The 26,443-nt window shown below is 56.4% G+C and carries 20 protein-coding genes; 15 read left to right on the top strand and 5 right to left on the bottom strand.

All coding sequences use genetic code 11. The annotated features are described in order from the left end of the window. Positions 1 to 111: 111 nt before the first annotated feature. Genes HU727_RS09220 through HU727_RS09230 form a run of 3 tightly spaced genes read left to right on the top strand, consistent with a single transcriptional unit; the run spans position 112 to position 6,512 of the window. Positions 112 to 945, top strand: a complete 834-nt coding sequence (locus HU727_RS09220; RefSeq protein ID WP_437180382.1) for an ABC transporter permease — start codon at positions 112 to 114, stop codon at positions 943 to 945. Next, positions 935 to 3,010, top strand: coding sequence for an ATP-binding cassette domain-containing protein (locus tag HU727_RS26075; RefSeq protein ID WP_186529383.1), 2,076 nt, complete (start codon positions 935 to 937; stop codon positions 3,008 to 3,010). Before HU727_RS09220 ends, HU727_RS26075 begins: the two co-directional genes overlap by 11 nt. A 1-nt stretch (position 3,011) precedes the next feature. Continuing rightward, a complete protein-coding gene (locus HU727_RS09230) occupies positions 3,012 to 6,512 on the top strand; it encodes a glycosyltransferase (RefSeq protein WP_225919813.1) in 3,501 nt (1,166 codons plus the stop codon). A gap of 182 nt (positions 6,513 to 6,694) precedes the next feature. Here HU727_RS09230 and HU727_RS09235 read toward each other — a convergent pair whose 3' ends face one another. After that, complete coding sequence (locus tag HU727_RS09235) at positions 6,695 to 7,684, bottom strand: glycosyltransferase family 2 protein (RefSeq protein WP_186529376.1); 990 nt, start codon at positions 7,682 to 7,684, stop codon at positions 6,695 to 6,697. Positions 7,685 to 7,945: 261 nt separating this feature from the next. Here HU727_RS09235 and HU727_RS09240 point away from each other — a divergent pair, with 261 nt between their 5' ends. From HU727_RS09240 to fabF, 3 genes are all read left to right on the top strand, one after another. Beyond that, positions 7,946 to 9,955: a polysaccharide biosynthesis protein gene (locus tag HU727_RS09240; RefSeq protein WP_186529374.1), complete on the top strand. Its 2,010-nt coding sequence runs from the start codon at positions 7,946 to 7,948 to the stop codon at positions 9,953 to 9,955. A gap of 110 nt (positions 9,956 to 10,065) precedes the next feature. Further along, complete coding sequence (locus HU727_RS09245; protein WP_186529372.1) at positions 10,066 to 10,404, top strand: ComEA family DNA-binding protein; 339 nt, start codon at positions 10,066 to 10,068, stop codon at positions 10,402 to 10,404. A gap of 245 nt (positions 10,405 to 10,649) precedes the next feature. After that, positions 10,650 to 11,924, top strand: a complete 1,275-nt coding sequence (gene fabF, locus HU727_RS09250) for a beta-ketoacyl-ACP synthase II (RefSeq protein WP_186529370.1) — start codon at positions 10,650 to 10,652, stop codon at positions 11,922 to 11,924. A 68-nt stretch (positions 11,925 to 11,992) separates the two neighbouring features. On the opposite strand, the gene HU727_RS09255 is transcribed toward fabF, so the two are convergent. Both HU727_RS09255 and eat read right to left on the bottom strand, forming a co-directional pair. Then, on the bottom strand, positions 11,993 to 12,160 hold the full coding sequence (locus HU727_RS09255; RefSeq protein WP_016770901.1) for a DUF2897 family protein: 168 nt from the start codon (positions 12,158 to 12,160) through the stop codon (positions 11,993 to 11,995). 223 nt (positions 12,161 to 12,383) lie between these two features. Next, entirely contained in the window at positions 12,384 to 13,748 is a 1,365-nt protein-coding gene (gene eat, locus HU727_RS09260) for an ethanolamine permease (protein ID WP_186529360.1), read from the bottom strand. Between the two features lie 469 nt (positions 13,749 to 14,217). Here eat and kdpF point away from each other — a divergent pair, with 469 nt between their 5' ends. From kdpF to HU727_RS09290, 6 genes are all read left to right on the top strand, one after another. Beyond that, positions 14,218 to 14,307: a K(+)-transporting ATPase subunit F gene (gene kdpF, locus HU727_RS09265; RefSeq protein WP_007899818.1), complete on the top strand. Its 90-nt coding sequence runs from the start codon at positions 14,218 to 14,220 to the stop codon at positions 14,305 to 14,307. 8 nt (positions 14,308 to 14,315) lie between these two features. Then, positions 14,316 to 16,010 carry a potassium-transporting ATPase subunit KdpA gene (gene kdpA / locus HU727_RS09270; protein WP_186529358.1) on the top strand — a complete coding sequence of 565 codons (1,695 nt, stop codon included), beginning with the start codon at positions 14,316 to 14,318 and terminating at the stop codon, positions 16,008 to 16,010. Between the two features lie 10 nt (positions 16,011 to 16,020). Then, positions 16,021 to 18,078 carry a potassium-transporting ATPase subunit KdpB gene (gene kdpB, locus HU727_RS09275; protein ID WP_186529356.1) on the top strand — a complete coding sequence of 686 codons (2,058 nt, stop codon included), beginning with the start codon at positions 16,021 to 16,023 and terminating at the stop codon, positions 18,076 to 18,078. 232 nt (positions 18,079 to 18,310) lie between these two features. Next, positions 18,311 to 18,856 carry a potassium-transporting ATPase subunit KdpC gene (gene kdpC / locus HU727_RS09280; RefSeq protein ID WP_186529354.1) on the top strand — a complete coding sequence of 182 codons (546 nt, stop codon included), beginning with the start codon at positions 18,311 to 18,313 and terminating at the stop codon, positions 18,854 to 18,856. A gap of 132 nt (positions 18,857 to 18,988) precedes the next feature. After that, positions 18,989 to 21,640, top strand: coding sequence for a DUF4118 domain-containing protein (locus HU727_RS09285; protein ID WP_186529352.1), 2,652 nt, complete (start codon positions 18,989 to 18,991; stop codon positions 21,638 to 21,640). 46 nt (positions 21,641 to 21,686) lie between these two features. Continuing rightward, positions 21,687 to 22,382, top strand: coding sequence for a response regulator (locus HU727_RS09290; RefSeq protein WP_186529343.1), 696 nt, complete (start codon positions 21,687 to 21,689; stop codon positions 22,380 to 22,382). Between the two features lie 109 nt (positions 22,383 to 22,491). On the opposite strand, the gene HU727_RS09295 is transcribed toward HU727_RS09290, so the two are convergent. Beyond that, a complete protein-coding gene (locus HU727_RS09295) occupies positions 22,492 to 23,529 on the bottom strand; it encodes a patatin-like phospholipase family protein (RefSeq protein WP_186529341.1) in 1,038 nt (345 codons plus the stop codon). 213 nt (positions 23,530 to 23,742) lie between these two features. Here HU727_RS09295 and HU727_RS09300 point away from each other — a divergent pair, with 213 nt between their 5' ends. From HU727_RS09300 to HU727_RS09310, 3 genes are all read left to right on the top strand, one after another. After that, positions 23,743 to 24,021: a hypothetical protein gene (locus HU727_RS09300; RefSeq protein WP_016770894.1), complete on the top strand. Its 279-nt coding sequence runs from the start codon at positions 23,743 to 23,745 to the stop codon at positions 24,019 to 24,021. A 91-nt stretch (positions 24,022 to 24,112) separates the two neighbouring features. Further along, complete coding sequence (locus HU727_RS09305; RefSeq protein WP_186529330.1) at positions 24,113 to 24,874, top strand: CHAD domain-containing protein; 762 nt, start codon at positions 24,113 to 24,115, stop codon at positions 24,872 to 24,874. A gap of 234 nt (positions 24,875 to 25,108) precedes the next feature. Continuing rightward, on the top strand, positions 25,109 to 25,903 hold the full coding sequence (locus HU727_RS09310; RefSeq protein WP_186529328.1) for an acyl-CoA thioesterase: 795 nt from the start codon (positions 25,109 to 25,111) through the stop codon (positions 25,901 to 25,903). Between the two features lies 1 nt (position 25,904). Here HU727_RS09310 and HU727_RS09315 read toward each other — a convergent pair whose 3' ends face one another. Then, positions 25,905 to 26,270, bottom strand: a complete 366-nt coding sequence (locus HU727_RS09315; RefSeq protein ID WP_186529326.1) for a DUF962 domain-containing protein — start codon at positions 26,268 to 26,270, stop codon at positions 25,905 to 25,907. Positions 26,271 to 26,443: the final 173 nt, after the last annotated feature.

The following is a 26,443-nucleotide window of genomic DNA, read 5'->3' on the forward strand; positions in this document are numbered from 1 at the left end:
ACGAAAATATCACCAAACATACAGTTCTGGTGACAGCTTTATTATGAGCGTTTTTTTTCTTTTTTTAATTTGTAAGAGCAGGAATTCTTAATGAAGGATTTAGTTGAGATTATTAATCCACACGCTAGAAGGTCAATTACGTTAAGAGGGCTTCTCGGGAGTTTGTGGCGAAATAAGCGATTGATTTCGCAGATGACAAAAAGAGAAGTCGTGGGACGATATAAAGGATCCGCTATGGGCTTGGCGTGGTCGTTTTTTAATCCGATCGTTATGCTCGCTGTGTACACCTATGTTTTCTCTGAAATATTTAAAACCCGCTGGGTAGGGACCGCTGCGGACGAAAGCAAGGCGCAATTTGCGTTGATTCTGTTTGTCGGTATGATCGTGCAAGGACTTTTTGCAGAGGTTTTCAACAAATCGCCGGGTTTGATCATTTCTAATGTTAATTACGTTAAGAAAGTTGTTTTTCCTTTGGAGATTCTCCCAGTAATCACGTTGGGAGCGGCACTGTTCCATAGTTTGGTAAGTTTTCTGGTTCTGATAATGGCGCTTTTCATTTTCAAAGGATCGGTGCACTGGACAGCTATCTTCATGCCAGTTGTAATCTTTCCGTTGATTGTCATGATCATGGGTTTTTCGTGGTTTCTGGCGTCGCTCGGTGTTTTTGCTCGCGACATAGGACAGTTCACCGCGATTATCACCACGGTACTCACATTCCTGTCTCCGGTTTTTTACCCTGTCTCCGCCGTTCCAGAGGCTTTCCGCCCATTCATGATGGCAAACCCCCTGACGTTCATCATTGAACAGGCGAGGGAGGTGCTCATATGGGGCCATTTGCCTGACTGGACAGGCCTGTCTGTGTATATGTTGACGGCTACAGTTTTTGCTTGGGCAGGTTTTGCCTGGTTTCAGAAAACACGAAAAGGTTTTGCCGATGTCCTCTGATCAAATTGCAATACGCGTGACGAATGTCAATAAACGCTATGAGATTTATGGCGCGCCATTGGATCGGCTAAAGCAATTTGTTTTGCCTCGTGTTCGGTCTCGTGAGCAGAATGGGGAGCGCCGCAAATACTTTGATGAATTTTGGGCGTTGAAGGATGTCTCCTTCGAGATAAAACGCGGCGAAACCATTGGTGTTATCGGTCGTAACGGTAGTGGCAAGTCTACACTTTTACAAATGATCTGCGGGACCCTGACTCCAACAAGTGGAGAAATTGAAACCCGTGGCAGAATTGCTGCATTGCTTGAATTGGGCTCTGGATTTAATCCCGAATTCACCGGACGTGAAAACGTCTATATGAATGCAGCAATCCTGGGTCTCACGAAAGAAGAAATCGACGAGAAGTTCCACGATATTGAATCATTTGCTGATATAGGGCATTTCCTCGATCAGCCTGTAAAGACATATTCAAGTGGTATGGTCGCAAGGCTGGCGTTTTCGGTAGCGGTACAAGTGGATCCCGATATTCTAGTGGTTGACGAGGCGCTAAGCGTCGGCGACATGGCTTTTCAGGAGAAGTCCTTCACACGAATGAAGAAAATTCGCGATGCTGGAACGTCGATTCTGTTCGTGTCGCACTCAACATCAGCCATTCGAAATTTCTGCGATCGCGCTATTTGGCTCGACAGAGGTGTGGTGCGGTCAATTGGTGAGCGTCAAAGCGTTTGCGACCTGTATCAAACGGAAATGGAATCGGAAATACGCAAGGAAAACAACACGCCAACAGCGGCTCTTAACCAACCACTCGCCGCACCGTCCGTGCCGAGAGCCAAAACGATATCTATCGTTTCAGTCTCAATCGATAAACCTTCCTACAAGATGGGAGAGGACATATGGGTTGACGTGAAGCTGGCGTTCTCGGATGTAGTTCCGACTTACGGCATTGGATTGATCATTTATGATGCAAACGAGAAAGTGGTTACGATTCTCAGCAGCCTGAGAGATGACCTGTTTTTCTCCTCGGCTAAACCCGGTGTTTCTCTAGTCATTAGAAATAATAATTTTGTACCTGGTTCATACAGAGCCACCCTCTCTGTCTCTGATGAGCAGGGTATGTTTTCTTACGATAAGCTCGAGTCATGCTTCAAGTTCGAAGTCGATATGGAACGTAGTTCGCGTGGCCTCGCGAAAGTTGATGGCATGCTCAGGTCTGACCATGAATGGATTGATAATGCCGGCTGGAGCCTGAATGAGGGTGAGGCCCTCTGGGTGCGTCCGGGTCTACCCTCCAGGACTGATGACAAGGTTCCTCTACTAGTATTGCTGAGGGTGCGTAATGAGGAGCTTATTCTAAAAGATACGCTCGACCATCTTTCGACGTTTGCTGACTATATCTGTGTATACGAAGATGCCAGTACGGATAGTACTCGAGAGATACTGAAGTCTTGCGAGAAAGTCGTGCTCATTGTAGAAAACAACCACTGGCAATCTGGGATTGATAATCGCCTTCTATCTGAAACCCGGCATCGTGGGATGCTTCTGGATTTTGCTCGTCTACACTTTGATTTTCAATGGTGCATGTGTTGCGACGCTGATGAACGCTATATCGGTCCCATCCGTGAGTATGTGACTACGTCTCCGGAAATGAAGCCGGAAGCGGTCAGAATACAACTATTCGACGCTTATATGACTCCGGGAGATGATGCTCCTTACTTGCCGGGAACACCGCTGTTGAACTTCCGGCGGTACTTCGGTGTGGAACGACGAGATATCTTGATGCTGTGGCAGAACAACGACACTGTGAAGTTTCAGGGGTTGGATGCCAGGGAACCGGTTGTTTCAGGTGTTACGGACGTCAACTTTTATTGCCAGCATTATGGCAAAAGTCTCTCGTATGAACATTGGGATGCAACGTGTGATTACTACAGTGCGAATTTTCCCTGGATACCTTACGGGGAGAAGTGGTCGAAACGGAAGGGGCATGCGCTCCATGATTTATCCGATTTTGGCCGCGAATTGCACCAGTGGTGCGTCACGTTGTTTGAAAACTCAATAAAGATTAATTGATATGAGTCAGACTGAACCGAATAAAAAAAAGGCGCTGGTGGCCTGTTCAAGGCTGGTGGATTTCGCGGGTGCAGAGATTGCCACCTTGGAAATTGCCACTACCTTGGCTGATCTTGGTTTTGATGTTGTGCTTGCTGCGCTTGAGGTCGGTGGCGCCATTGAGTCCGAATTAAACGCCGCTGGGATTTCCTATGTTGATTTATCAGTCACTCGCTTGAGTAATGCGAGTTTTGATTTTGTATGGCTAACGCATTACGTTGTCGTCTATCAATTATTCGCCCGGGATCGGATATCGGCGAAGAGCGGGTTTTATTCTTCGCTATCACACTTTGAGCCTCTCGAAAGTCCACCAGTCCCCAGTATCTTTTTCTCCCAGTATCTGGTCCACTCGCAAGAAAATTTTGAACACTTTTCTCAGAAATACCCTCAGTTTGTCGGAAGAGTGAGCATCTTTCCTAACTCCTCTCCGGAGGGGTATTTCCAGATGCCACGGCGCGCGATCTCCAGCACGCTTGAGTCAGTGTGCATTGTCTCAAATCATGCACCTGATGAAGTTCTTGAACTGGTCGGTTTACTTGAGGCGCGCGGAGTTGACGTCGACATAATTGGTATTCAAGGCACACCTGAGCGGGTGACCCCGGAAGTTTTAGGCCGTTACAGTGCTGTTATAACCATCGGCAAAACAGTGCAGTATTGCTTGGCCGGAGGCGTGCCCGTTTATTGTTATGATCGTTTTAGCGGACCGGGTTGGATCACGCCGGCTATCGTAGCCCAAGCCTCTGAGAGGAATTTTTCTGGTAGATGTACACCGGTAAAGAAGTCGGCTTCACAAATAGTCGATGAATTGATTAGAGGGTATCGTTCCGTTTTGGAGCAGTCCGAAGTACTTAAAAATATTGCCAGCGAAAGATACTCACTCAAGAATAATGTAGCCAAGCTTATTGAGACTTTTGATCGGCTGCCTATGTGCGTAACTATTTCGGAGACCGAGATTGAGGTTCTCTCCAGGGACTCAGAAACCTTTTGTTCGCAGCGCAATGTTATAAGAAACTACCAGGAAGTTGTTAAGAATTCTGAATTAAGGTTGAGCCACCTCGCCAAATCGGAACATGAGAAAGAAATAAAGATGAATGAGATTAGTAAAGCGTTGGCCGACCGGGAAGCTCAAATTGATCTCGTTACTTCAACGCTCGCAGATTTCGAGGATAAAATTGCGCGGTTGACTAGCGTTTTAGGCAGTCGGGAGATGGATGTTGAATCGTTCAATATGATCCTCGCAAATCGAGAGGAAAAGAATGTCGCAACCTCAGCTGCCGTGATGGAGGTCACTGACCAGATTATTCTCGATCGTTATATTACTCAAAAGGAGTCGCAGATCTCCATTTTCAGTAAAGTCCTTTCCGAGCGAGAAGCAGAAGTTGCAAGATTGAACCAAGAGCTTTCTCTATTACGGCAGGAGTTAAAGCAGTCGCTGGAATCGAGTAAGTCCAATGCCAGCAGTACTGATGATCGGCTTGCTGAACTGGAGCGTTGTCTAGCGTTGTCTCGTGAAGAGTTGGAAGCCGTTTTGAACTCCAATAGCTGGAAAATCACCTCTCCGGTTCGTCGTCTAACAACAAAGTTTTCGCTGAAAATAGCGTATTTGAAATTGCTGGCCAGGAATTCTGTGTTTGTTCTGCGGCAAGAAGGACTGTCGGCGTTTGTTCGTCGGGCCGGCAGTTTTTTAGTGCGTCGCAGACAGCGCAAGATCGCCTCTTCAGCGCTGGAGCGGTTTAGCCGGGAAAGAGATGTTTTGGGCGCGAATCCAGCGCCTCTGGTTTCATTTGTCATACCTATTTACGATCGGGTCGATGTACTGCGAGTCACTGTCAATTCAGCGCTTGCTCAGACGCAGCAGGTATTTGAAGTCATATTGGTCACTGACGGTTCGCCTGCCCAGACCATGGCGGTCGTGGAGGAATTTCGGAATAACCCTCTTGTAAGAATTTTTAGTTTCCCCACTAGTTCCGGAAACGCGGTGCGTGGCCGAAATAAGGGGATTCTCGAAGCCAAGGGTAAATATATTGCATTTCTGGATAGCGATGATATTGCAGCCCCTGATCGCTTGGAAGTATGCCTTCCAATTCTCGAGTCGGGTGTAGATGTCGTTTATGGCGGTTGGCGAGCACTGTTGGATGGTAGTCGTGAAATTGATGGGCTCGTTAATGGTCAGGAGGTTTTCAGTCCTGATTGTGATTTGAGCATGCTGGAAAAAGTCTGTGTTCCTTGCCAAAGTACGGTGATGGTAAGAAGAGAAGTACTTCTGAATACGGGGTTTCTGAAACACAAAATGGAGTACCGTGAGGACCACGAATTGTGGTTGCGCCTCGCTTACAATGGCGCGAAGTTCAAATCCGTTCCTCACGTATTGACTGATCTCCGATTGCATGCCGGGAATAATGAGCTGAATTTCAAGGATAATGACGGTCATTGGGAAACTCTGCTTAAAGAAGAGTATCGGAGAAAGGGGCCTGTGCCTAAGAAAATAGCCTTTTTACTCGCTGGGCTTGGTATTTCGGGTGGTGCTGCAGTTGTCCTGAAGCATGTAAGTCTGCTCATCGAGGAAGGTCACGATGCGTTCGTGATAGATTTGGGTGGCTACGGAGATATTCAATGGTTTGGGAACCCGGCAATTCGCGTATATACCATAAATGATATATACCAGTGTGGTGTCGATAACATCGATATGCTCTTCGCTACATTCTGGACGACAGTCGAATGGCTTGAGAAGATTCAAGCCAAGAGGAAGCTGTATCTGGTGCAGTCTGATGAGCGTCTTTTTTATGATGATTATTTATTAAAAGAGCGCGTCGAACAGACTTATAAGAAGGATATTGAGTATGTCGGTATCGCGCAGTGGATTGTCGATTTTTTAAGATTGGAGTTTGGTCATTCTCCAGTCTACTTGCCCAATGGTCTGGACCCGGCATTATTTTATCCGGATTCCCCTTTACAGGAAAAGAATCCCACGCGTTTGCGCGTATTGATTGAAGGACCTATTTCAGTCCCGTTTAAAGGTATGGCTGACGCTTATGCCGCCGTTAGCGGACTCGATTGCGACTTGTGGATAGTCAGCAGTGATGGCATGCCTGAACCGCATTGGCAACATGAGCGTTTTTTCCAGAAGGTGAAACAGGAAGACATGCGGAGAATATATTCGTCCTGTGATATTTTGCTGAAGATGAGCAAGATAGAGAGCTTTGCATATCCTCCACTTGAAGCCATGGCCTGCGGCTGCACGGTTGTCATCATGGATGTCAACGGCGGTATCGAGTATGCAGTTGATGGGGTGAACGTCTTGAAGATCGGAAAGGGCGATATCCAGGGTGCGCGACAGGCTGTCAAGAGTTTGCTCGATGATGATTCGCTACGTAACAAGTTGAGGCAGGCCGGCTTCGATACCGTGCAAAATTGGACTTGGGACCCAGCGAAGAAAGTATTGGCCGAGTTGACATCATCTTGATTGGGATCGCCTAGCCGTTTTTACCTCATCGACGCAGCGAGGTTTAAGGCTTTCATCAAGCTAATTTGGTTTCCAGACCCGCGATGTACATTAAGCTATCTCGTGGGTCTGGCTTTATTTGGGGCTCATTGCCCGCTGATTTAGGCGAAGGTTGAATTGGCAGTTGTCGGCGTGCTTGGAAACTATATCTTGTTAAAAAGAATTGCGAGACAAAGGCTGATGTTCCCTTTTAGTGTCTGCCGGTAGATTCCGGATTTTTTTAACAGATAAATTCTTTTAAAAAAATTGCTTTCACGACCTTGCTTGAACTCATTAATCGTTTTTCTACTGGTCGCTGTTAATTCAGTTTCTACGCAGTCGAGTACCTTGAGGTTTGAATCGCTCCAATTGCGAAACTGTCCATCGATTACTTTTCCGAATCTGATGATGCGTTCCTTGATTCCGGTATTGGCGCCAATCACGTTACCGCTATGTTGTCGATAGTCCAGTGTTGGTTGGATGTCGTAAATTACCGTGCCACCACAACCACTGGTTAAGAGATATGTCAGCCAGTCATGCGCAATGATGTTGATATCTGCAGGTATGCAATTCAAAAGCTTTCGTGTTGAATTGTTTATAAGCATTGTATTAGCCCCCGCGATGCTCTGAATCAATGCATTCTGAAAGTTCGGGTTTCGAATGAATTTGGGAGAATAGCCGATAATATTTCGATTCTCATCGATCAATCGAGTGCGCGAGCAATACATGGCCGGCAGGTTTTGCGGTAATAACTTTAATTGATCAATACTTCGTTCTAGCTTGTCCTGGAACCAGATGTCATCCTGATCGCTGAAAGCAAAATAATCCGCGATTATTTGATCGTTCCTGATAAGCGATATAAAGTTTTGGGCAAACCCGGTGCGAGGTCCGGCGAATATTTTAATGCGATTTGTCGCAATAAGATTTCTGTATTCTTCGAACACGGCGAGTGTGCCATCGCTGGATCCATCATCAGACACATAAAGCGTCCAGTTTTTATGGGTTTGCGCTATGAAAGACTCAATTTGTTCTTTGAGAAATGGCCGCCCGTTGTAGGTGCAGAGAAGAATGGCCACTTCAACAGCAGACACCCCATCGGCGGGGGACTCCACGGAGTGAGTCAGTTGAAGGGCTTGCGGCGTTGGGTGCTCCATGCGGCCTCACACTTGAAAATATTGAGTTATGACTACTACAAAAAAAGCACGCTGATGGCTTCTTGATATCGTTTTGCATGAATAATACTCGCTGAACGCTAATTTTATCTGTCCGAAGGGTTAAATCTCTACTCTTTTGCGCTTTAATGGAGTGCGCTCGTTAGCCCATGTCTAGTCTGGCAACACTCTGTGCTGTTGCATGTCGGGTAGGATGTAAAACGGGAGTGATATCTTTGGCTGGTCGGAGCAACCGAGATTGAAATGGAACATCGTGTAATGGACAAATTGCGACTTTTCCTCCTTAGGATGCCGCGTCAGAGAAAACGTCTGATTCAGGTAGTGATGGACGTGTTTCTGGTCTGGATTTCATTGTGGGGCTCCTTTGTGGTTCGCTTGGGGATCGAGGATGTCTTGGATCCTCTCAGAACCCATCTCTGGTTGTTTATCTGTGCCCCGATAGTCGCGATTCCCCTGTTCATCCGCTTTGGCATGTACCGTGCGGTCATGCGATATTTCGGGAATGACGCGCTGATCGCGATCATCAAGGCCGTCAGCCTTTCCTCCCTCATTCTTGCGCTTGTCGTCTTCTGGTACAGCAATCATCAGGCTGTCGTGCCGCGCTCGATCATCTTCAACTATTGGTGGTTGAGTCTGGTGATAATCGGCGGATTGCGACTGTGCATGCGCCAATACTTCATGGGCAACTGGTTCACTGCCGCTCAGCACGTACCGTTCGTCAACCGCGAAGACGGTCTAACCAAGGTCGCTGTTTACGGTGCGGGCGTCGCGGGTAATCAATTGGTCGCAGCTCTGCGTATGGGGCGTGTCATGCGTCCGGTGGCATTCATCGACGATGACGCGAGTATTTCCGAGCGATCAATTTCCGGCCTCCAGGTCTATAAACCCAAACACATCCAACAGATGATTGATGAGACCGGCGCACAGGAAATTCTTCTGGCTCTACCTTCCTCTACGCGTGCCAGGCGTAGGGAAATATTGAATCTGCTCGAAGGTTTCCCGCTTCACGTGCGGAGTGTCCCCAGTTTCAGCGATTTGGCCAGTGGGCGGGTCAAGGTGGAGGATATTCAGGAGGTCGATATTGCCGACCTGCTTGGTCGTGATGCAGTACCGGCACAGTCGGATCTTCTGGAGCGCTGTGTCAAAGGCAAGATTGTGATGGTCACCGGTGCCGGCGGTTCGATCGGCTCTGAACTCTGTCGGCAGATTTTCGCTTTGGCTCCGACCACGCTAATCTTATTCGAACACAGCGAGTTTAACCTTTATACGATTGCGTCAGAGCTGGAAGGCCGCGGGTGCCGTGAATCGGCTCCAGTTCGACTGCTGCCGATTCTTGGATCTATTCGTCATCAGGAAAAGCTTCTCGATGTAATGAATACCTGGAGGGTAGATACCGTTTATCACGCTGCCGCTTATAAGCATGTGCCGATGGTTGAGCACAACATTGCTGAAGGTGTTCTCAACAACGTAATAGGTACGCTCAATACCGCTCAGGCTGCTTTGCAATCAGGCGTTCCGAACTTTGTCCTGATTTCGACTGACAAGGCCGTTCGTCCAACCAATGTCATGGGTAGCACAAAACGCCTGGCAGAGTTGACGCTTCAAGCCTTGAGTCGGGAGATTGCACCGGTGCTGTTTGGTGATAAATCCAATGTTTCGCGAGTAAATAAAACCCGGTTCACCATGGTGCGTTTCGGTAATGTGCTGGGCTCCTCCGGTTCCGTGATCCCGCTGTTCCACAGTCAGATAAAGTCCGGCGGACCGTTGACGGTTACTCATCCAAAAATCACTCGATACTTTATGACCATTCCTGAAGCCGCGCAGTTGGTTATCCAGGCCGGCTCATTGGGGCAGGGGGGAGATGTATTCGTCCTGGATATGGGAGAACCGGTAAAAATCGTCGAGCTTGCAGAAAAAATGATCCACCTTTCCGGTTTGAGTATTCGTTCCGAACGCAATCCTCAAGGTGATATCTCTATCGAGTTCACTGGGCTGCGCCCAGGTGAAAAACTCTACGAGGAGCTGCTGATCGGCGACAACGTGGCCGCTACACCCCATCCGATGATCATGACAGCAAGTGAAGATCACTTGCCTTGGGATGTGCTCAAGAACCGGTTGCATGATTTGCTGGTTGCGGTTGAGAAGGATGATTACTCACGCGTCCGCCAACTCCTGCGCGAAACCGTCTCCGGCTACACCCCCGATGGTGAAATTGTCGACTGGATCTACCAGCAACGTCGTCTCGAACCTTGATTGTTTCACATCCTGTAACGCTCGCATTTTTGACTTCCCTCCACCGTGACCTACGTTTGAAGAGCAGCTTCGGAAAAGCTGCTTTCTCAAACGATGATGGAGCGTCACTTATGCGTACCGGTTATTTCTACTCGCTGATCTTTGCTTTCCTTACCAGCGCCTCTATCGCTGCGATTGCTGCGCCTGTTGCGCCTTCGGAATCAACAAAGGCACCTCTGGTAATGGATCCCGCGGCGGCGCCTTCTCAGACTGCCAAGGTCGATCTCAACGGTGCGGATGCGGCAACGTTGCAGAAGGAGTTGGCGGGTGTGGGTGAGGCCAAGGCCCAAGCGATTGTTGCATATCGGGATACAAACGGGCCGTTCGCGTCGGTGGATGAGTTGCTGGAAGTGAAGGGGATTGGCAAGGCGATTCTGGATCGCAACCGTGAAAAGCTGGAAGTGAACTAAGCTGACAGTTCAACGCCGAGAGGCCGGTCATTGACCGGCCTTTTTATTGCGCGCCGGCGGTGCATCAGTACGATCGAGGAAAATTACGGCTATCATATAGGCTTTGGATTATGCCTATAATAATTGCCGTTGGCTGAGAGTCGGCGAGTCGAAAGCCCGCCTGGTCATGTCACCGAACCTTTTTTGCAGTTCGGCAGCCCAACGTTACAAGTCTGGTATTTGAATTGATAAGGGGGAACCACGATATGAACCAACGTCGAGTCGTCGTCACAGGCATGGGCCTGGTTTCACCCTTGGGCAGTGATGTTGAAATCGTCTGGCAGCGTCTGCTCGCCGGGCGTTCCGGGTTGCGTAATCTGCCCGACGCAGTGGTGGCTGACCTGGCGACCCGGGTAGGCGGCAGTGTGCCAACGGTGGAGGAAGATGCCGAGGCCGGTTTCGATCCGGATCGCGCAACGCCGCCCAAAGAACAGAAGAAGATGGATCGCTTCATCATGTTCGCCATGGAAGCGGCGCGGCAGGCGATGGAGCAGGCCGGTTGGCATCCAGTAGACGCTGAAAAACGGGAGCGTACTGCGACAATCATCGGCTCGGGCGTCGGCGGCTTCGGTGCGATTGCCGATGCGGTGCGTACCACAGACAGTCGTGGCCCTCGGCGTTTGTCGCCGTTCACCATTCCATCGTTTCTCGTCAATCTCGCCGCCGGCCACGTGTCGATCCAGCATGGCCTCAAGGGACCGCTGGGCGCACCGGTTACCGCATGTGCCGCCGGTGTTCAGGCAATCGGCGATGCGGCGCGGTTGATCAAGGCGGGGGAGGCGGACATCGCAGTATGTGGCGGTGCGGAAGCTGCGATCGATCGCGTCAGTCTCGCCGGTTTCGCGGCGGCACGGGCGTTGTCCAGCGGCTACAACGATACCCCTGAAAAAGCCTCGCGTCCCTTTGACAGCGGGCGTGATGGTTTTGTGATGGGCGAAGGTGCCGGCCTGCTGGTCATCGAGTCGCTGGAGCATGCGCTGGCGCGTGGTGCGAAGCCGTTGGCCGAACTGGTCGGTTACGGCACCACGGCCGATGCTTACCACCTGACCGCCGGGCCGGAAGACGGCGGTGGCGCGCGTCGGGCGATGCAACTGGCGCTGGCTCAGGGCGGTGTAACGCCGGAGCAGGTACAGCATCTCAATGCCCACGCGACGTCGACGCCGGTCGGTGACTTGGGTGAGTTGGCGGCGATCAAGGCGTTGTTTGGCACGCAGAACAAGATCGCCGTAACGTCGACCAAATCCGCGACCGGTCATTTGCTTGGCGCTGCCGGCGGGCTGGAGGCGATTTTCACGTTGCTGGCTATCCGTGACCAGAGGGTGCCGCCGACGCTCAACTTCGAAAACCCGGACCCTGCGAGCGAAGGGGTCGACATCGTTCATGGCGAAGCGCGGTCGATGCCGATTGAATATGCCTTGTCCAACGGCTTCGGTTTTGGCGGGGTCAATGCCAGCGTGCTGTTCAAGCGCTGGGAGGATTGACGTCAGGGTTGCCTGAAAAGCAGCTCAAGACCTAAAAACAAACCCCGCCGATCTGGCGGGGTTCTTGTTCAGCGGTCCTGTGCGTCCTTGGCGTCCGCTTCGGCATTGCGTTGCGCGACGCGTTTACGCTCTTCATCGGTCAGTTCGACCTTGTTGGCGGTGTCTCGCAACATCATCAATCCGCCAACAATCGAGCCGATCGCAACGACCAGAATCAACCAGGCATACCAGGGCATAACGGCTCTCCTTAATGGCAGATCGACGGGCGAGGATTTCGCCGTGCGATGCTGCGTACCACTTTTGAGCGAAACGACTTCGCAGTGGTTCCATTCTAGGCCGCTTGCACCCGGTGCATCCGAAATTCCTGTAGGTGCTGCCGAAGGTTGCGATCTTTTGATCTTGAAAAGCGAAGATCGCAGCCTCGTTTCACTCGACAGCTCCTACAGAGGGCGGGGGGCGTTATAGGCCGGTGAGCATGGCGTCGGACGGAGCGTTGGCGCGGAGTTGGCCGGTGAGCATGAAGTAGCCGAAACCGACCGCCATGAAGCCCAGGAAAATCAAGCCGATCAGCGTGTTGAACCACGCCATCGCCACCAGGCAAACCACCGCCAGCACCAGCGCGATCAGTGGCACCAGCGGATAGCACGGCGCGCGGAAGGTACGCTCCAGGTTCGGCTCCGATTTGCGCAGTTTGAACAGGCTGAGCATGCTCATGATGTACATGACGATCGCGCCGAATACGGCCATGGTGATCATCGCTGCCGTCAGGGTCATGCCGCCGAGGTTGATCAAACCGTCGCTGTAGATCGCCGCGATGCCGATGACCCCGCCGGCGATGATTGCGCGGTGTGGCGTCTGGAAGCGTGACAGTTTCGCCAGCGAGGCTGGCAGGTAGCCGGCGCGGGCGAGGGCGAAGAACTGTCGTGAGTAGCCCAGGATGATGCCGTGGAAACTGGCGACCAGGCCGAACAGACCGATCCAGACCAGCATGTGCAGCCAGCCGGAGTTGTCACCGACCACGGTTTTCATTGCTTGCGGCAGTGGATCGTTGATGTTCGACAGGGTGCGCCAGTCGCCGACGCCGCCCGCGAAGAACATCACGCCCATCGCCAGCACCACCAGGGTCAGGATGCCGCTGATGTAGGCTTTGGGAATCGTGCGCTTCGGATCCTTTGCTTCTTCGGCGGCCATGGCGGCGCCTTCGATGGCGAGGAAGAACCAGATCGCGAAGGGGATTGCCGCGAACATTCCGGCAATTGCTGGTGCGCCAAAGACGTCGGAACCGGCCCAGCCATTCAGGGCGAAGTTGCTGAAGCTGAACGCCGGTGCGACTACACCCATGAACACCAGCAACTCGGCGACGGCCAGCACGCAGACGATCAGCTCGAACGTCGCCGCCAGTTTTACCCCGAGAATGTTCAGGCCCATGAAGACGATGTATGCCCCGACCGCAGCATGTTTAGGGTCGAGCGCGGGAAACTGCACATTCAGGTAAGCGCCGATGGCCAGGGCAATCGCTGGCGGCGCGAAGACGAATTCGATCAGCGTTGCCAGACCGGCGATCAATCCGCCTTTCTCCCCGAACGCCCGACGACTGTAGGCAAACGGCCCGCCGGCGTGGGGAATCGCGGTGGTCAGTTCGGTGAAACTGAAGATGAAGCAGGTGTACATGGTCGCGACCATGAACGAGGTCACCAGAAAACCCAGCGTGCCGGCCACACCCCAGCCGTAACTCCAGCCGAAATATTCCCCGGAAATCACCAGCCCTACGGCAATGCCCCACAGGTGCAACGTGCCCAGCGTGGGTTTGAGTTGTGTGTTCATGCGATTGCTCCCGCAACGGTTGGAAAGCTCGGGGAAGGGCGTGTGCAGTGGGCGTGCCATTGCGCTGAAACAAGTCGTAATGAGTTCGAAGCTGTCGCTGCAGGGATGATTGGCGCTGGATGTGCCGCAACAATGCGCCAGTTGGGTGCGATGTTGCCCGTTCTGCCGTCTTCGCGAGCAAGCCCGCTCCCACAGGGTGATGCGGTGATTGATGTAGCGGATTTCTTCAGATGAGGCCCTTTCGCGAGCAGGCTCGCTCCCACAGGGGGAATGCATTTCAAAATGTGGGAGCGAGCCTGCTCGCGAAAGGGCCAGCCCTAACACCGAGAAAATCAGCTGTAACGCCCGCATAAACCCACTCTTTACGCTTTCTTTATGCCCCGCGCCGCGCCTCGCTCTCGTTCCTTTACAGCCTCTTTCCCGACAATCGCTCCACACGCGGCAATACGCCGTAACACGGAGATTTTCCATGAGCGTTCTGGACGGGGTGTCGCTGCTGCTGGCAGTGGGGCTGTTCATTTATCTGTTGGTTGCGCTGTTGCGCGCGGACCGGAACTAGGAGCGGCTATGCACAGTTATGACTATTGGCTGATCCTCGCGTTCTTTGCGCTGGTCTTGCTGCCGGCGCCGTTTCTCGGGCGTTTCTATTACAAGGTCATGGAAGGCCAGCGCACCTGGCTGACGCCGATTCTCGGTCCGGTCGAGCGCGGTTGCTATCGCATCGCCGGGGTTGATCCGCAGATCGAGCAGAGCTGGCAGAAGTACACGCTGGCGCTGCTGGCGTTCAATCTCGCGGGTTTCCTATTGCTGTTCGCGATTCTGTTGTTTCAGGATCACCTGCCGCTCAACCCACAGAATCTGCCGGGCCAGGAATGGACCCAGGCATTCAACACCGCGGTCAGTTTCATGACCAACACCAACTGGCAGTCCTACAGCGGCGAAGCGACCCTCAGCTATCTGAGCCAGATGGTCGGCCTCACCGTGCAGAACTTCGTCAGCGCCGCCACCGGCCTCGCCGTGCTGGTTGCGCTGTGCCGTGGCATCGGGCGCAAATCGACGAAAACCCTCGGCAACTTCTGGGTCGACATGACCCGCGCCACCCTTTATGCCCTGCTGCCGCTGTGCCTGTTGCTGGCGTTGTATCTGGTCTGGCAGGGCGTGCCGCAGACGTTCGCGCAGTATGTAAATGCCGTGACGCTGCAAGGCGTCGATCAGGTGATCCCGCTTGGCCCGGCCGCCAGTCAGATTGCGATCAAGCAGCTGGGTACCAACGGCGGTGGCTTCTTCGGCGTCAATTCGGCGCATCCGTTCGAAAACCCGACCGCTTGGAGCAATCTGTTCGAAGTCGCTTCGATCATTCTGATTCCGGTGGCGCTGGTGTTCACCTTCGGCCATTACGTCAAGGATCTGCGTCAGAGCCGCGCAATCATCGCCTGCATGCTGGCGCTGTTTTTGATCGGCGGTGCGATTTCGCTGTGGGCCGAATATCAACCGAATCCGACCCTGAGCAACGCCGCCGTCGAGCAGACTGCGCCGCTGGAAGGTAAAGAAGCGCGCTTCGGCACAACCGCGACCGTGCTTTGGTCGGTGACCACCACTGCCGCGTCGAACGGCTCGGTCAACGGCATGCACGACAGCCTCAACCCGCTCAGCGGCATGGTCGCGCTGGTCAACATGATGGTCGGCGAAGTGATCTTCGGCGGCGTCGGCGCGGGACTTTACGGCATGTTGCTCAACGTGCTGATTGCGGTGTTCCTTGCCGGCCTGATGATCGGGCGTACGCCGGAATACCTCGGTAAAAAACTCCAGGCGCGTGAAGTGCAATTGCTCGTGGTCACGCTACTGGTGATGCCGGTTGGCGTGCTGGTGCTGGGTGCGATTGCGGCCACTGTTCCCAGCGCTGCGGCAACCATCAGCAACCCCGGCCCGCACGGTTTCAGTCAGTTGCTCTACGCCTACACCTCGGCCAGCGCCAACAACGGCTCGGCGTTCGGTGGCCTGAGTGCGAACACGCCGTTTCACAACTTGATGCTCGGCCTGGGCATGTTGATCGGTCGCTTCGGTTACATCCTGCCGGTGCTGGCGTTGGCTGGCAGCCTGGCGATGAAGAAAAGCGCACCGGTCGGCCAGAACAGTTTCCCGACCCATGGCCCGCTGTTCGTGACGCTGTTGACCGTGACCATTTTGCTGGTGGGCGGCCTGACCTTTCTGCCGACGTTGGCGCTGGGCCCTATCGCCGAACATTTAAGTATGGGCTTCTAAGGAATCCATCATGAATATGCCTGCAATCAAACCCGCTGCCGCCAAAGCACCGGAACAAGCCAAAACCGCGATCTCGGCCCTATGGCGCCCGGCGCTGGTGCAAGCCTTCGTCAAGCTCGACCCACGGCAACTGGCGCGTTCGCCAGTGATGCTGGTGGTCGAACTGACGGCGATTTTCACCACGGTGCTGTGCTTCATCCCTGACGCCGATGTTTCGACATTCGTCGCTGCACAAATCGCCCTGTGGTTGTGGTTCACCGTGCTGTTCGCCAACTTCGCCGAAGCCTTGGCCGAAGGCCGCGGCAAGGCCCGCGCCGACAGTCTCAAGGCCGGCAGCGAAGGCCTGAGTGCCCGATGCCGACAGGCGGATGGAAGCTTCAAAATCGTGCCCGCTGCCAATTTGCGCAAAGGCGATGTGGTCCGTGTCGAGGCCGGGGAAATGATTCCCGGTGACGGCGAAGTGATCGAAGGCATCGCGGCGGTCAACGAAGCGGCCATCACCGGTGAATCGGCGCCAGTGATCCGAGAGTCCGGCGGCGACCGTTCCGCCGTCACCGGCAACACGCGTCTGGTGTCCGACTGGTTGCTGGTGAAAGTCACCGCCAACCCCGGTGAATCGACGCTCGACCGCATGATCGCGCTGGTCGAAGGTGCCAAGCGTCAGAAGACCCCGAACGAAGTCGCGCTGGATATTCTGCTGATCGGCCTGACCCTGATCTTCCTGCTGGTGGTCGTGACCCTGCAGCCGTTCGCGCACTTTGCCAATGGCAGCCTGCCGCTGGTCTTTCTGGTGGCGTTATTGGTCACGCTGATTCCGACCACCATCGGCGGCCTGCTCTCGGCCATCGGTATTGCCGGGATGGATCGGCTGGTGCGCCTGAACGTGATCGCCAAATCCGGACGCGCGGTGGAAGCGGCGGGTGACGTGCATGTGCTGCTGCTCGACAAGACCGGCACCATCACTTTCGGTAATCGCCGCTGCAGTGCGGTGTATGCCGCGCCGGGTGTGAGCGGCCGTGAGCTGGCCGAAGGCGCGTTGTTCGCATCCCTGGCGGACGAAACCGCGGAGGGCAAATCGATCGTCGAGTTCCTGCGTGGTCTGCATCCGCAACCGGAGCCGGCCCCGGAAACGTTGACGGCCGTACCATTCAGCGCAGAAACCCGTTTGTCCGGCGTCGATTATCACGGCCGCGTGTACCGCAAAGGCGCGGTGGATTCGCTGCTGGCGTTTCTTGGTCAGCAACGTTCCGACCTGGCCCCGGCGCTGGCGCGGGAAATCGACAAGATTGCCCAGAGCGGTGGCACGCCCTTGCTGGTCTGCGCTGACGGCAAACTGCTGGGTGCGATTCACCTCAAGGACGTGGTCAAGCCGGGCATTCGCGAGCGTTTCGCCGAGTTGCGAAAGCTGGGGATTCGCACGGTGATGGTCACCGGTGACAACCCGCTGACCGCCGCTGCGATCGCCGCTGAAGCGGGCGTCGATGACGTGCTTGCCGAAGCCACGCCGGAGAAAAAACTGGCGCGCATCCGTCACGAGCAAAACGACGGTCGCTTGGTCGCCATGTGCGGCGACGGCGCCAACGACGCCCCGGCGCTGGCCCAGGCAGACGTCGGTATGGCGATGAACGACGGCACCCAGGCGGCGCGCGAGGCGGCGAACATGGTCGATCTCGACAGCGACCCGACCAAGCTGCTCGACGTGGTGCAGATCGGCAAGGAATTGCTGGTGACCCGAGGCGCGCTGACGACCTTTTCAATCGCCAACGACATCGCTAAATACTTCGCGATCCTGCCGGCGCTGTTCGCCTCGATCTACCCGCAATTGGGCGTGCTGAACATCATGCACCTGACCAGTCCGCAGAGCGCGATTCTGTCTGCGATCGTGTTTAACGCGCTGATCATTGTCGTGCTGATTCCGCTGGCCCTGCGCGGCGTGCGCGTGCAGGCGGCGAGTGCGGCGGCGTTGTTACGGCGCAATTTGTTGATCTATGGAGTGGGCGGGATTGTGGTGCCGTTTGTGGGGATCAAAGTGATCGACATGCTGCTGACGGCGTTGCATCTGGTGTGATGATTAGAAAAGAGCCCCTCACCCTAACCCTCTCCCAGAGGGAGAGGGGACTGACCGAGGTGTTTGTGCGAGGTTCGCCGACCTGAAATTCCGAGCCGAACTCAGGTCTTGAACAGCATGAAGATCGGCTCCCTTTCTCCCTCGCCCCCTTGGGGGAGAGGGCTGGGGTGAGGGGGAAAAGATTTCCCTGAAACCGCGCAAAAGTTTGCCCACCGAATTCGAGGATCTTGAAATGTCCACAATGTTACGCCCAGCCCTGACTCTATTGGCGCTGATGACCCTGATCACCGGCGTCGCCTATCCACTCGCGGTCACCGGCATCGCTCAGGTCGCCTTCCCGGCCCAGGCCAACGGTAGCCTGATTCACGACGCCGACGGCAAAGTCCGCGGCTCATCGCTGATCGCTCAGGATTTCACCGGCGACAGCTGGTTCCACCCGCGCCCCTCCGCCGGGGCCTTCGCCACGGTCGCCAGCAGTGCCAGCAACCTCGCACCAAGCAATCCGGCCCTGGCGACCCGCGTAATCGAAGACGCGCAAAAACAACAAGTCGCTGGGCAGGGGCCGGTGCCATTGGCCTTGCTGACCACCTCCGCCAGCGGCCTCGATCCGCACTTGCCACCGAAAGCAATTGCCTATCAACTGGCGCGTGTCGCGGCGGCGCGCAATGTGCCAGTTTCAACCTTGCAGCAACTGCTCGACACACATATCGAGCAGCCGCTGGTGGGGCCGCCGGTGGTGAATGTGCTGGAGCTGAACCTGGCACTGCAAAACCTCTAAATCGGCGGCGCGGCCCTTCGCGAGCAGGCTCGCTCCCACCTTTGGAATGCATATCCCTGTGGGAGCGAGCCTGCTCGCGAAGGCGCCCTTACAATAACCGCATAAACATCAGAAGAAAGTGAGCACCCCAGCATGAGCGACTCCGGCCGCGCCGATGCATTGTTAGCAGACCTGCCCCGGGACGGCCGTGGCCGGCTCAAGGTTTTCCTCGGCGCCGCCCCCGGCGTCGGCAAGACTTACGCGATGCTTCAGGCCGCTCACACGCAACTGCGCCAGGGCGTGAAAGTCCTCGCTGGCGTCGTCGAAACCCATGGCCGCGCCGAAACCGAAGCGCTGCTCGGTGGCCTGCCGCAGCAACCGCTGGTGCGCACCGAATACCGTGGCGTGCTGCTCGAAGAAATGGACCTCGACGGCATTCTCGCCGCCAAGCCCAAACTGGTGCTGGTCGATGAACTGGCCCACAGCAACGCTCCCGGCAGTCGTCACGCCAAGCGCTGGCAAGATATTCAAGAACTGCTCGCCGCCGGCATCGACGTGTTCACCACGGTCAACGTCCAGCACCTGGAAAGTCTCAATGACCAGGTGCGCGGTATCACCGGTGTGCAAGTGCGCGAAACCCTGCCCGACTGGGTTCTGCAAGAAGCGTTCGAGCTGCTGCTGATCGACCTGCCGCCGCGTGAATTGCTTGAGCGCCTTCGCGAAGGCAAGGTGTATGTGCCAGAGCAGGCGCGCGCCGCCATCGATGCGTTTTTCACTCAGACCAACCTCACCGCGCTACGTGAACTGGCGATGCAAACCGCCGCCGCGCAGGTCGATAACGATCTCGCCCAAGGCTATCGCCAGCTCGGTCAGTCTGCGCCGGCGGTGCGCGGGCGTTTGCTGGTCGGGATTGACGGCGATGCGCAGGCCGAGCGTCTGGTGCGACACGCCAGTCGGGTTGCCCAGCGCCGCCATCTGCCGTGGAGTCTGATCCACGTCGACAACGGCAGCGCCCGTGACGAGCAATCGCGGCTGCGCCTGCAAAGTGCTCAGCAACTGGCCGAACGCCTCGGCGGGGAGGTCGTGTTGCTGCGTGCCGGTGAGGTGGCGAAAACCCTGATTCAGCACGCGGCCGAACGCCGTGCGAGTCTGTTGTTGGTAGGCCAGTCGCGACCACGACTACGCCGTCGACTGTTCGGCGGGGGACTGGCGGCGCGGCTGTTGCGTCAGGCTCATGGTTTGGAGATCAACGTCCTCGACAGTGACCACGAGCAGCATCAACCGCGCCCGCGCAATCCGCTGACGCTGGTGTGGTTCGACTATGCGCTGGCGCTGGTCGCCACGTTGTTGGCCAGCGGTCTGGCGTGGGCGGTGTCGAGTGTGTTGCCGTTGCCGAACATCTCGCTGGTGTTTCTTGCGGCGGTGTTGCTGGTCGCGGTGCGCAGCAGTCTGGGGCCGGCACTGGCGTGCGCGGCGTTGTCGTTTCTGACCTACGATTTTTTGTTCATCCCACCCAATTTTTCTTTCAGCATTCAGCGCGAAGAAGACGTCCTGACGCTGCTGTTTTTCCTTTTGATGGCCGCGCTCACCGGCAATCTCGCGGCGCGTCAGCGTCGGCAACTGCAGGCCTTGCGCGACACCCAGGAAGAGACCAGCGAACTGCTCGACCTGTCGCGAAAACTCACCGCTGCGACCGATCGCCAAGCGGTGGTCAGCGCCGCGGCGCAGCACCTCGAGGGCTGGACCGATCTGCAAGTGTGCCTGCTCAATCGCGACGGTCAGGGCAGCTGGAAAGTCGAAACCGGTGGGCCGCTGTCATTCACCGAATCCGAACGCGCCGCCGCCGATTGGGCCTGGCAGCACGATCAACCGGCAGGCAAAGGCACCGGCACGCTGCCGCTCGGGCGTTGGTGGTGGTGGCCGTTGTCCGTGGAGGACGGGCCGCTGGCACTGCTCGGGGTTTGCGCCAAAGAGGGCCAGACTTTGAGCGGTCAACGACGGCGCTTGCTCACCGCGTTGAGCCAGCCGCTCGCACAAGCGCTGGCCCGTGCGCAGTTGGCGGATGATCTGGAAGCCGCGCGCCTGCATGGCGAAACCGAACAATTGCGCAGCGCGCTGCTGGCTTCGGTGTCCCACGATTTGCGCACGCCGCTGACGTCCATGCGCGGCAGCATCGACAGTCTTCTGGCCTTGGGCGAAGCGATTCCACTGGAGGATCGCCGCGAGCTGCTCGAGGGCACCCGCGACGAAGCCGAACGCCTCGACCGCTACATCCAGAATCTGCTCGACATGACCCGTCTCGGCCACGGCGCCTTGAAGCTGGCGCGGGACTGGGTATCGCCGGCCGATATCGTCGGCAGTTCGCTCAATCGCCTGCGCGCGGTACTGGCGCCGCTGCAGGTCAGCACCGACGTGCCGGCCGAGTTGCCGTTGCTGTACGTGCACGCTGCATTGATCGAGCAGGCGTTGGTCAATGTGCTGGAAAACGCTGCACGCTTCTCGCCGGGCCACGGTCGCCTGCAACTGCGCGCAGGGGCCGATGAACAAGAGATTTTCTTCTCGGTCAGCGATGAAGGCCCGGGTATTCCTGAAGAAGAACGGGCGAAGATTTTCGACATGTTTTACACCGCCGCGCGCGGGGATCGTGGCGGGCAGGGCACGGGCCTTGGCCTGGCGATCTGTCAGGGCATGGTCGGTGCGCACGGCGGGCGCATTTCGGTGTCTGACGGCATCGACGGGCGTGGCACCTGCATCACGTTGCATCTGCCCTTGCAGGCGCAACCGGGCATGGACCATGAAGCCTGACGCCGACTGCGCTACTCTTCTGCCACTCTTTTATTGATGTGAATTCATGAGCCAGACCGCGACCATTTTGGTCATCGACGACGAACCGCAGATCCGCAAGTTCCTGCGCATCAGCCTTGCTTCACAGGGCTATAAAGTGCTCGAAGCGGGCACCGGTGCTGACGGCCTGGCGCAGGCAGCGTTGAGCAAGCCGGACCTGGTGGTGCTCGATCTCGGGTTACCGGACATGGACGGCCAACAAGTGCTGCGCGAATTGCGCGAGTGGGCGACCACGCCGGTGCTGGTGCTGTCAGTGCGCGCCAGTGAAGGGCAAAAGGTCGAAGCGCTGGATGGTGGCGCCAACGATTACGTGACCAAGCCGTTCGGCATCCAGGAGTTTCTCGCCCGCGTTCGTGCGCTGTTGCGCCAGGCCCCGGCGGGGGAGGCGCAACCGGCGGCGTTGAATGTCGGCCCGTTGACGGTGGATCTGGCCTATCGGCGGGTGCTGCTCGACGGCGCCGAAGTGGCGCTGACCCGCAAGGAATATGCGGTGCTGGCGCAACTGGCACGGCATCCGGGGCGAGTCATCACCCAGCAGCAATTGCTCAAGGATATCTGGGGGCCGACGCACACCGAGGACAGTCATTACCTGCGGATTGTGGTCGGGCATCTGCGGCAGAAACTGGCGGATGATCCGACGAGGCCACGGTTTATCGTGACGGAAGCGGGGGTTGGGTATCGGTTGTTGAGTGAAGCTGGCTGAGCTGACGCTTTCGCGAGCAGGCTCGCTCCCACAGGGGAATGCATTCCAAAGGTGGGAGCGAGCCTGCTCGCGAAGAGGCCATCAAATACTCTGAAAAATCCGGATCAGTTCAACCCTGCTCCTGCTCATACCGATCCAGGGTATCACTGGCGATCTGTCTGCCCAGCGCGATCAGCTCCGGCGCCTTGTAGAACTCGAAAAACCGGCACACCCGCTTCGGCACGTTGATCAGGATATCCGGCGGATACCCGGCGATCTTGTACTGCGCCAGCGAGGTCTGCATCACCTCGAAACTCTGGTTGATCAGGTCCAGCAAAGAGGCCGGCCCGACGTTATCGATGATGAACGAACCGGTGGCGGATTTCGGTGCACCTTCGCGCTCCGGGGCGGCGGCCGGTTGCTGGCTTTCCGGTTCGGCGCCTTCAAGCCACGGATTGATGTCCGCCGCTTCGGCGCGCAGGGCTTCCTGTTCCAGTTTCAATAATTGCTCGGCCTGTTTACGGCGGAACGGGAGCTTCGACCCCAATGAATTGATGAGGCTGTCGAAGCGCGAGCGAAACGCCGGGGGACGTTCGATCACGGGGAGTTTGTATTGCCGCTGGTTGGTCGCATTGAGGTTGACCGCAATAATCAGATCACAGTGACTGGACACCACCGGCACGATCGGCAACGGGTTGAGAATGCCGCCGTCGACCAGCATGCGGTTGCCCTGCATTACCGGCGTGAACAGGCTGGGAATCGCCGCCGAGGCGCGCATGGCCTGGTGCAGGCAGCCTTCCTGGAACCAGATTTCCTGCTGATTGGTCAGGTCGGCGGCGACGGCGGTGTAGGGAATGCGCAAGTCTTCGATGTTGATCTCGCCAACGATCTTGCGGATCTGCCCGAACACCTTCTCTCCGCGAATCGCACCGAGGCGAAAACTCACGTCAACCAGGCGCAGCACATCGAGGTAATCGAGGCTTTCGATCCAGCGCCGATACTCATCCAGCTTGCCGGCGGCATAGATCCCACCAACCACCGCGCCCATTGAACAACCGGCAATGCAGGCGATGTCGTAGCCGCGTTTTTCAATTTCTTCGATAACGCCGATATGGGCATAGCCCCGGGCGCCACCGGAGCCCAGCACCAGTGCGACACGTTTTTTCATCAAACTTCCTCCGGACAAGCCTGCACAATGCACGCATCGGGCAAGCGGCTCAATCGGCAAGGTCGTTGTGCGCGCCAGTGACGTCGTTTTTCGCGTCTGCCTGACGCTTCGGCGCTATGCTCTGCGGCACAGCGGTTTGCGGCGAGCGAGGCACTTTTTCGCCGCTTGACCGTCTTACCTGCACGACTGTTGACCTACCTTGAGGTGTGAGTGATGAAAGCCTGGATCTGTGTACCGTTGATGGCCCTGGTTCTGGCCGGTTGCGCCGGCAAAACCGCCTATCGCGACAGCTGCGGCAGCCAACTCGACGCGGCCTGGCACGAGCTGGACCTGGCCAAGGCTGAAGGTTTCGCCGGCACCGTCAGTTACTCCAAAGCGCTGTCGCTGCTGACCGCCGCCAAGACCCAGCAACAATTCGAAGGCTTCGAAGGCTGCAGCAAAAAAGCCGAGAAAGCCCGCTTCTACATTCGCGAATCCCGCGCAGGAAGGTAAAAAGAGCAGCTGCAAGTTTTTAGCTGCAAGCGGCAAGCTCAAGGCGACCGCGTTCAGCTTGTAGCTTGCAGCTGTCTATGGAGTAGACCCAATGATCAATCGCTTGGTGGCTCATGTGTTGAGCCTGGATGTGCGGCTGCTCGCGTGTCAGGCGCGCTTGACTGCGCGTACCGATCCCGAGGCATTGCACGATTTGCGCACGACGGTGCGGCGCTTGCGCAGTCTGTTGCGGCCATTGCGCGGGTTGCCGGGTGTCGAGCAGTTGGAGGCAGCAGCCTCGGCGGTCGGCGATCTGACCACGCCGTGGCGCGATCGCGAGGTGCTGGCGGCTTATCTGCTCAAGCATGATCAACCCGAGGCTGCGCAACGGCGCATGACGCAAATGGCCGAAGCGTATCCGGCGTTGGCGGCGAGTGCGGAGTTGGCTTCGTTGCTGATGATTCTGGATGCGTTCCCACGGTTTCTTCGTGCGTCTCAGCGCCAGGGTTTGCTCAAGGGGCTGGATAAACGCATTGAAAAACGCCTCGGCAAACAATGGCAGAAACTCGACGCGGCGCTGCACGATCCGGCCCACGACCGCCATCGTCTGCGCCTGCTGATCAAGCGCGTGCGCTACGGCATCGAAGCCTACCCCGAACTGGATCGCTTGCCCAAACCTGCGCTTAAACGCTTGAAGGCCGCGCAAGGAGCGCTGGGTGACTGGCACGATTGCTGGCAATGGCTGGCGCGTGCCGAGCAGGAAAGCGATCTGCAACCGTGCGTGGCAACGTGGCAGGCTGGGTTGATCAAGGCTGAGCTGAAGGCCGATCAAGTGCTGGAGAAACTCAGCGCGACCTGTTTCAAACAATCCTGAAACTGACACGGTTCCCCTGTGGGAGCGAGCCTGCTCGCGAAGAGTCCGTATCAGTCGACATCATTTCGATTGATCCACCGCTTCGCGAGCAGGCTCGCTCCCACAGGGTCATCCTGCGTATCGACAACTGTGCTTAGGCCTATCTGTCAGCCCATTTGACCGGAATAGACGCTGCGCCGCCGTCCCGGGCTGGTTAAGATCCGCGCATCCCTTTTCCGCTTTTTCGAGGTTGCCATGCGCTTTTGCGATTTGCTCGATGCTGTCCGCCAACAACCTGAAGTGACGATCCCCGCCGAATGGGGTCAGGGCCGCGCCAGTTTTGGCGGGTTGGTGGCCGCGCTGCAATTTGAAGCCATGCGCGCCAAGGTGCCGACAGAGCGCCCGGTGCGCTCGCTGGCGATCACCTTTGTCGGCCCGGTCGAACCGGACGTCCCTGTGAGTTTTGAAGTCGATGTATTGCGCGAGGGCAAAGCCGTCAGCCAGGTGTTGGGTCGGGCGATGCAGAAGGGTCAGGTGGTGACGATCATTCAGGGCAGCTTCGGTGCTTCGCGGGCTTCGGAGGTCGCGGTTGAAGCGTACCCGGCGCCGGACATGAAACATTGGGACGAATGCCAGGAGTTGCCGTATATCAAGGGCGTGACCCCGGAATTCATGCGGCATCTGGCGATGCGCTGGAGCGTCGGCGGCATGCCGTTCACTGGCACGCCATCGCGGTTGATGGGCGGTTGGGTGCGGTTGCGCGGGGACGTGAAAGAGGAGCCGGTCAACGAAGCGCATCTGCTCGCGCTGGTTGACGCCTGGCCACCGGCGCTGTTGCCGTATCTGAAGAAGCCGGCCCCGGGCAGCACGCTGACCTGGACCATTGAGTTTGTTCAGCCGTTACACGACTTGAGTACGCTGGACTGGTGCCAATACCTGGCTGACATTGAATACGCCGCCGACGGCTACGGCCATGTCGCGGCGAAATTGTGGAGCGCAAAAGGGGAGTTGATTGCCATGAGTCGCCAGACCGTGACGATCTTTGCTTGAATCAATGCCGACGGTGGCGCTCACGCCAGGCGCGCCACCAGCCGCCGCTGAGAAAGAAGCGCGGAAAGGTCAGAAACTGTTCGACCAGCAACCGTGAGACCGCATCTTTGCGATCGCTGAACGGCTCGGAGGCTTGCGCCTCCAGGCTGTGGCCATGGCGCTGCAGACCCAGCGCCGCGACGATACCAATCACGCCGATGGCGACGCTGGCCAGGCTCGGGCTGAACACCCCGGACACGATCAGTAGAAACGCCACGATGAACAAAGGCACGGCAATCAGGTGCAACACCAGATTGGTCGGGTGTTGATGATTGCCCGGGTAAGCGCGCCATTGCCACGCGGGAAGGTTGGGGTGACGTTTGCCCATGTTTGCTACTCCTCGATCCATGTTGAACACATGCTCGAAGAATAGGCCCGGGCGCGAAGGGCGGCGAATCAAGGTTGGCTATTGAGTTGATAGCGGCAATGACTGTTTTTGATGTTGCCCAATCTGCCGCCTTCGCGAGCAGGCTCGCTCCCATATTTGCAATGCATTCCCCC

The sequence above is a fragment of the Pseudomonas khorasanensis genome (genome assembly GCF_014268505.2).
Taxonomy (GTDB): Bacteria; Pseudomonadota; Gammaproteobacteria; order Pseudomonadales; family Pseudomonadaceae; genus Aquipseudomonas; species Aquipseudomonas khorasanensis.